Here is a 2,149-nt window from a genome sequence, read left to right as displayed (position 1 = left end):
AAGAGAAAGAAACAAAGCGGCTAATGCAATTACTTCCGCTGTATTGAATTCCAAATCACTACTTCCTTAGTTCACAGAAAAGCGTCGTGGTAGAACGGCCAGTTACCTGAACCGCCCCCACACAGATCCGGACGTGCGGAACTACCGCATCCGGCTCCTCAGTTATATATTCACTCGTGTAAGACACAAGCCTTAATACCAATCCACTACAATCAGTCTCTTACTGACCCGTAATGGTTTGATCTGAAAATATCTCAACATCACCTTGAAACCATCCCAGTTATAACTTCTCCTCTGACTTCGCCGATTCAACCATTTGTACAGACTATGCAGTACATGGCTATATAGGCGAGACACACTCCGGCTATTGTCCGGTAAACCAAAGTAGTTTCTGAACCCGGTCAGCTTCCTTTTCAGGCGTGGCATCCAGTCTTTCAACGGCTTTGATCGCTGGCATTTAATCCAGTGATACAACCCGTTCATCGTCCCTTTCTGCTTCTTCGATGCGGTTCGCCGCCTCAGGCGAGGCTTGTGATTCACATCACGGCTCCAGTAAAACTCAAAGCCCAGAAACAGAAAATGACGCTTCCTGCCCGGATGAAAACGACTGAATCGCTTCAGGTTGGTTTTCTCCGGTGCCACACTTAAGCCAAACTTGTTCAGCCGTTCAGGCAATACTCGGTAGAAGCGTTCGGCATCCCGGCGTAGCTGGAATGCCACCACAAAATCGTCGGCATAACGAATCAGCATGGCCCGACCCTGCATCCTTGGTTTAACCTTCTTTTCAAACCACAGGTCCAGCACGTAATGCAGGTAGATGTTGGCCAGTACCGGGCTAATAACACCGCCTTGCGGGGTGCCAGAAACCGGTTTACTGAACACGCCATCCGCTGCTTTTATACGTGCTTTCAACCATTGGCTGATCAGAGTCAGCAGGGGGTTGTCATCAATCCGTTGTGACAGCATCTGCAACAGCCAGTCATGATTCATGTTATCGAAGAAGCCTTTAATATCCGCTTCAACGATGTAACCATAACCTTGAAATTGCAGATTAAGCCCTAGACTGTGTACCGCCTGATGGGCACTTTTGTTCGGTCGGTATCCGTAGCTGTTGGGCAGAAAATCCTGTTCCCAAATACTGAGCAAGATTTGACTGACACTTTGCTGAACGATTTTGTCCTCTACCGTCGGTAAACCCAGCGGTCTTTGTTTGCCATTGGCTTTAGGGATGAAGACGCGTTTAATGGCCGGTGCTCGATAGCATTTCTGCTTAAGCTCATGACCCAAGCGCTGAATATTTTCAACCAGCCCGACCTGATAATCTGACACGCTAATGCCATCAATACCGGGCACTGACTGTTTATTTAATTGCCCCCAGCTTTGATACAGGAGATCAGCATTCAATAATCCATAGACATTCTGAAACCTGTGCCGAGGGTGGCTTTGTGCTTTAAATGCGATGTTGTGCAATGCGGTTGTCATAGTGGTTCCAGCCCTACTTTGTCCGGCCTATGTGTCTGTTGCACAACGGATATAACTGTCAGCCCCTTCGCCATGTAGACGGCTTTCCCGCCCTCAGACTACTATGAGCTGATCCGACTTCCAAAGGCCCATCGTTCGCCTGCTGTTAGGCTGAGCATCCCTACCACATCCTGTGGAGCACCTTTGGATCTCTCAAGTTCCTGATACATCTCTTCATACATGCCACGGCTTGATAACCCCGTTGACCCGCCACAACCTCACCAACGCGGTTGCTTTGCATGGACTTCGATGGCGTTACAAACCTCGTCGATCAAAATCACTTTATTTTCGGGGCGATACCAGCACTTCAGGGCCACGATAGCCCCTATGGCCTGCATGATTCTCTGTGTACGCTTCACCTGTATTGTTCGTGTGGTTGCCGGTCATTTCTGAGCGACTGGAAAGTATATGCGATCCCCACACTCCGCCACAGGCGCAACACTCGATACGGGTGGAGAGTTAGTCCTTACCCGACAGGGACTTACACCCTGCAAGATGCATCAAGCTTCGCTTGACGCACTAACGCCATCGGCTCAACGGCGTGGCCGGCGGTCAACGCCCCGGCCACGCCCGCTCACGGCGGGTCCTGATAGCGCTCCGACATCAGGCGCTCGACCAGCTCATTGTT

1 protein-coding gene is annotated in these 2,149 nt (G+C 50.3%); it reads right to left on the bottom strand.

Annotated features, from left to right (window positions below):
• Positions 1–192 precede the first annotated feature (192 nt).
• On the bottom strand, positions 193–1,482 hold the full coding sequence (ltrA, locus tag ABYW01_RS20095; protein WP_372836217.1) for a group II intron reverse transcriptase/maturase: 1,290 nt from the start codon (positions 1,480–1,482) through the stop codon (positions 193–195).
• Positions 1,483–2,149 lie beyond the last annotated feature (667 nt).

Source organism: Pontibacterium sp., assembly GCF_041587635.1.
In the GTDB taxonomy this organism is placed as follows: Bacteria; Pseudomonadota; Gammaproteobacteria; order Pseudomonadales; family Balneatricaceae; genus Pontibacterium.
Note: the sequence above shows the minus strand (reverse complement) of the source record. Positions and strands in the feature narration are given on the sequence as shown.

Bases quoted from the DNA above. Each gene is read 5' to 3' on its own strand.
- ltrA (WP_372836217.1), bottom strand. From the start codon at position 1,482: ATGACAACCGCATTGCACAACATCGCATTTAAAGCACAAAGCCACCCT.